The organism is Embleya hyalina (assembly GCF_003967355.1).
GTDB classification, from domain to species: domain Bacteria; phylum Actinomycetota; class Actinomycetes; order Streptomycetales; family Streptomycetaceae; genus Embleya; species Embleya hyalina.
Genome location: NZ_BIFH01000075.1, coordinates 1 through 5,689 on the forward strand (window position 1 = coordinate 1; position 5,689 = coordinate 5,689).

Consider the following 5,689-nt stretch of genomic DNA (forward strand, 5'->3'; position numbering starts at 1 on the left):
AAAAGCGGGTCGGAAGATCTGCTAGAGTCTGAAAGGCGGAAAGCGCGGGAACGCGCCGGACGCCGAAAGCGAGGAAAGCGAAGCCGCCGAAACGGTGTGCTAGGCTGGAGACGCGAAAGCGAAACAAAAGAAACACAACAGCAATACAAACTGAACGTCAAACGCCCGGAGGGCTGCGGTTGATTCCGCACCGAAGGAAGCGTCCGTTCCTTGAGAACTCAACAGCGTGCCAAAAGTCAACGCCAAAGATACACCCCCGGCGCTGAACGTCTCCCCGCTCGGGGAGTCGCGGTCAGTGTTGGTGGTTCCTTTGAAGAAAATCCCGGGTCCTGTCAGTGGGCCCGGGTCACAGCAAGGACGCCGGCGGCATACCCGGATCATTCCTCCGGGAGAGTCGCCGCTCACTTATTGTGTTCCACCGGATTACCGGTGAACATCAATGGAGAGTTTGATCCTGGCTCAGGACGAACGCTGGCGGCGTGCTTAACACATGCAAGTCGAACGCTGAAGCCCTTCGGGGTGGATGAGTGGCGAACGGGTGAGTAACACGTGGGCAACCTGCCCTGCACTCTGGGATAACTTCGGGAAACCGGAGCTAATACCGGATAACATCCTCCTCCGCATGGTGGGGGGTTGAAAGTTCCGGCGGTGCAGGATGGGCCCGCGGCCTATCAGCTTGTTGGTGGGGTAGTGGCCTACCAAGGCGACGACGGGTAGCCGGCCTGAGAGGGCGACCGGCCACACTGGGACTGAGACACGGCCCAGACTCCTACGGGAGGCAGCAGTGGGGAATATTGCGCAATGGGCGAAAGCCTGACGCAGCGACGCCGCGTGAGGGATGACGGCCTTCGGGTTGTAAACCTCTTTCAGCAGGGAAGAAGCGCGAGTGACGGTACCTGCAGAAGAAGCACCGGCTAACTACGTGCCAGCAGCCGCGGTAATACGTAGGGTGCGAGCGTTGTCCGGAATTATTGGGCGTAAAGAGCTCGTAGGCGGCCTGTCGCGTCGGATGTGAAAACTCGGGGCTTAACCCCGAGCCTGCATTCGATACGGGCAGGCTAGAGTTCGGCAGGGGAGACTGGAATTCCTGGTGTAGCGGTGAAATGCGCAGATATCAGGAGGAACACCGGTGGCGAAGGCGGGTCTCTGGGCCGATACTGACGCTGAGGAGCGAAAGCGTGGGGAGCGAACAGGATTAGATACCCTGGTAGTCCACGCCGTAAACGTTGGGAACTAGGTGTGGGCGACATTCCACGTCGTCCGTGCCGCAGCTAACGCATTAAGTTCCCCGCCTGGGGAGTACGGCCGCAAGGCTAAAACTCAAAGGAATTGACGGGGGCCCGCACAAGAGGCGGAGCATGTGGCTTAATTCGACGCAACGCGAAGAACCTTACCAAGGCTTGACATACACCGGAAACATCTGGAGACAGGTGCCCCTTTTGGTCGGTGTACAGGTGGTGCATGGCTGTCGTCAGCTCGTGTCGTGAGATGTTGGGTTAAGTCCCGCAACGAGCGCAACCCTCGTTCTGTGTTGCCAGCATGCCTTTCGGGGTGATGGGGACTCACAGGAGACTGCCGGGGTCAACTCGGAGGAAGGTGGGGACGACGTCAAGTCATCATGCCCCTTATGTCTTGGGCTGCACACGTGCTACAATGGCCGGTACAATGAGCTGCGATACCGCAAGGTGGAGCGAATCTCAAAAAGCCGGTCTCAGTTCGGATCGGGGTCTGCAACTCGACCCCGTGAAGTCGGAGTCTCTAGTAATCGCAGATCAGCATTGCTGCGGTGAATACGTTCCCGGGCCTTGTACACACCGCCCGTCACGTCACGAAAGTCGGTAACACCCGAAGCCGGTGGCCCAACTCGCAAGAGGGGGAGCCGTCGAAGGTGGGACCAGCGATTGGGACGAAGTCGTAACAAGGTAGCCGTACCGGAAGGTGCGGCTGGATCACCTCCTTTCTAAGGAGCACATAGCCCGCTTCGGTCGCATGTATCGAAGGGGTTGCTCATGGGTGGAACGTTGACTATTCGGATCGTTTCCCGAATCGGGATCGCAAGTACTGCCCGCGAGGGCGTGGAAAGCGGGAGCGAGGAGGGTGGCGGTCCGGGCACGTTGTTGGGTCCTGAGGGAACGGGCCCGGCCCCACAGTCAGTCGTGGCTGGTGGGGCCGGTCTGTTGTCTCGGGAAGGTTCCGATCCTCGGATGATCCTCGAACCGTTCGTTTCCTTGGGAAGCGGGTAGGCGTCGGTCGTTGAGTCCGGTGGAATCGGTTGTTGTTTGAGAACTGCACAGTGGACGCGAGCATCTGTGGCCAAGTTGTTAAGGGCGCACGGTGGATGCCTAGGTACCAGGAACCGATGAAGGACGTGGGAGGCCGCGATAGGCCCCGGGGAGCTGTCAACCGAGCTGTGATCCGGGGGTGTCCGAATGGGGAAACCCGGCAGTCGTCATGGGCTGTCACCCGCACCTGAATATATAGGGTGTGTGGAGGGAACGCGGGGAAGTGAAACATCTCAGTACCCGCAGGAAGAGAAAACAACCGTGATTCCGAGAGTAGTGGCGAGCGAAATCGGATGAGGCTAAACCGGTCACGTGTGATACCCGGCAGGGGTTGCGTGATCGGGGTCGTGGGAGTGTGCTTGATCGGTCTGCCGGCCGGTCGGCGAGTCAGAAACCGTATGTGTAGTCGAAGGACATGCGAAAGGTCCGGCGTAGAGGGTAAGACCCCCGTAGACGAAACATGTGCGGCTTGCTTGCGCATTTCCCAAGTAGCACGGGGCCCGAGAAATCCCGTGTGAATCCGGCGGGACCACCCGCCAAGCCTAAATATTCCCTGGTGACCGATAGCGGACTAGTACCGTGAGGGAAAGGTGAAAAGTACCCCGGGAGGGGAGTGAAATAGTACCTGAAACCGTGTGCCTACAAGCCGTGGGAGCGTCGTCATCCGCGCTAGTCGTGTGGTGGCCGTGACTGCGTGCCTTTTGAAGAATGAGCCTGCGAGTTTGCGGTGTGTGGCGAGGTTAACCCGTGTGGGGTAGCCGTAGCGAAAGCGAGTCCGAACAGGGCGATTGAGTCGCGCGCCCAAGACCCGAAGCGGAGTGATCTAGCCATGGGCAGGGTGAAGCGCGGGTAAGACCGTGTGGAGGCCCGAACCCACCAGGGTTGAAAACCTGGGGGATGACCTGTGGTTAGGGGTGAAAGGCCAATCAAACTCCGTGATAGCTGGTTCTCCCCGAAATGCATTTAGGTGCAGCGTCGTGTGTTTCTTGCCGGAGGTAGAGCACTGGATTGTTGATGGGCCTCACCAGGTTACTGAGATAAGCCAAACTCCGAATGCCGGTAAGTGAGAGCGCGGCAGTGAGACTGCGGGGGATAAGCTCCGTGGTCGAGAGGGAAACAGCCCAGAGCACCGACTAAGGCCCCCAAGCGTGCGCTAAGTGGGAAAGGATGTGGAGTCGCAGAGACAACCAGGAGGTTGGCTTAGAAGCAGCCACCCTTGAAAGAGTGCGTAATAGCTCACTGGTCAAGTGATTCCGCGCCGATAATGTAGCGGGGCTCAAGCGCACCGCCGAAGTCGTGTCATTCGTACGTTAGCCAAGCCTTCGTGGTTCAGGTGTACGGATGGGTAGGGGAGCGTCGTGCAGCGAGTGAAGTCGCGGTGGAAACCAGTGGTGGACGCTGCACGAGTGAGAATGCAGGCATGAGTAGCGAATCACACGTGGGAAACGTGTGCGCCGGATGACCAAGGGTTCCTGGGGCAGGCTAATCCGCCCAGGGTAAGTCGGGACCTAAGGCGAGGCCGACAGGCGTAGTCGATGGACAACGGGTTGATATTCCCGTACCCGCTACGATGCGCCAGCGCTGAACCTCGTGATGTTAAGGCCGTGAAGCCGCCGGGATCCTTCGGGTGATCGGATGGGTGGAGCCGCCGAACCAATCGGGTAGTAGGTGAGCGATGGGGTGACGCAGGAAGGTAGTCCAGCCCGGGCGGTGGTAGTCCCGGGGTAAGGGTGTAGGGCGTCGTGTAGGCAAATCCGCACGACACATAGCCTGAGACCTGATGCCGACCCGATTGTGGGGAAGTGGATGATCCTATGCTGCCGAGAAAAGCCTCTAGCGAGTGTCGTGGCGGCCCGTACCCCAAACCGACTCAGGTGGTCAGGTAGAGAATACCAAGGCGTTCGGGTGAACTGTGGTTAAGGAACTCGGCAAAATGCCCCCGTAACTTCGGGAGAAGGGGGGCCATTGTTGGTGATCCCTCTTGCAGGGTGAGCTGGTGGTGGCCGCAGAGACCAGCGAGAAGCGACTGTTTACTAAAAACACAGGTCCGTGCGAAGTCGTAAGACGATGTATACGGACTGACGCCTGCCCGGTGCTGGAACGTTAAGGGGACCGGTTAGCTCTTCGGGGCGAGGCTGAGAACTTAAGCGCCAGTAAACGGCGGTGGTAACTATAACCATCCTAAGGTAGCGAAATTCCTTGTCGGGTAAGTTCCGACCTGCACGAATGGCGTAACGACTTCTCGACTGTCTCAACCACAGGCCCGGTGAAATTGCACTACGAGTAAAGATGCTCGTTTCGCGCAGCAGGACGGAAAGACCCCGGGACCTTTACTATAGTTTGATATTGGTGTTCGGTTCGGCTTGTGTAGGATAGGTGGGAGACTGTGAAGGGGACACGCCAGTGTTCTTGGAGTCGTCGTTGAAATACCACTCTGGTCGTGCTGGATGTCTAACCTGGGTCCGTGATCCGGATCAGGGACAGTGTCTGATGGGTAGTTTAACTGGGGCGGTTGCCTCCCAAAGGGTAACGGAGGCGCCCAAAGGTTCCCTCATCCTGGTTGGCAATCAGGTGTCGAGTGTAAGTGCACAAGGGAGCTTGACTGTGAGACCGACGGGTCGAGCAGGTGCGAAAGCAGGGACTAGTGATCCGGCGGTGGCTTGTGGAAGCGCCGTCGCTCAACGGATAAAAGGTACCCCGGGGATAACAGGCTGATCTTCCCCAAGAGTCCATATCGACGGGATGGTTTGGCACCTCGATGTCGGCTCGTCGCATCCTGGGGCTGGAGTAGGTCCCAAGGGTTGGGCTGTTCGCCCATTAAAGCGGTACGCGAGCTGGGTTTAGAACGTCGTGAGACAGTTCGGTCCCTATCCGCTGTGCGCGTAGGAGTCTTGAGAAGGGCTGTCCCTAGTACGAGAGGACCGGGACGGACGAACCTCTGGTGTGCCAGTTGTTCTGCCAAGGGCATGGCTGGTTGGCTACGTTCGGGAGGGATAACCGCTGAAAGCATCTAAGCGGGAAGCTTGCTTCGAGATGAGGACTCCCACCGGTTTCGGCCGGGTAAGGCCCCCGAGAGACGATCGGGTTGATAGGCCGGGTGTGGAAGCCCTGTGAGGGGTGGAGCTGACCGGTACTAATAGGCCGAGGACTTGTCCTCAGTTGCTACGCGTCCACTGTGTGGTTCCCGAACCGCAATCGGTTTCGGGGAACCCGTTTGATAATTGAATCACCGTTGTGATTTCTGGTTGACCGAACGGCCCCGTGTTGTGGGTTCGATGGTTTTCCGGTGGTCTTGGCGGAGAGGAAACGCCCGGTCTCATTCCGAACCCGGAAGCTAAGCTCTCCAGCGCCGATGGTACTGCACTCGAAGGGGTGTGGGAGAGTAGGACGCCGCCGGAATCTACGTG

General features: G+C 58.7%; 3 rRNA genes. All 3 read left to right on the plus strand.

From position 1 onward, the window contains the following. Nucleotides 1-436 precede the first annotated feature (436 nt). The 3 genes from EMA17_RS51400 (at nucleotide 437) to rrf (ending at nucleotide 5,681) form a co-directional block, all read left to right on the plus strand. Nucleotides 437-1,960, plus strand: a 16S ribosomal RNA gene (locus tag EMA17_RS51400). A gap of 351 nt (nucleotides 1,961-2,311) precedes the next feature. Further along, nucleotides 2,312-5,439 (plus strand): 23S ribosomal RNA (locus EMA17_RS51405). Between the two features lie 125 nt (nucleotides 5,440-5,564). Beyond that, nucleotides 5,565-5,681: ribosomal RNA gene (gene rrf / locus EMA17_RS51410) — 5S ribosomal RNA — on the plus strand. The 16S, 23S and 5S rRNA genes sit together here, the layout of an rRNA operon. Nucleotides 5,682-5,689 lie beyond the last annotated feature (8 nt).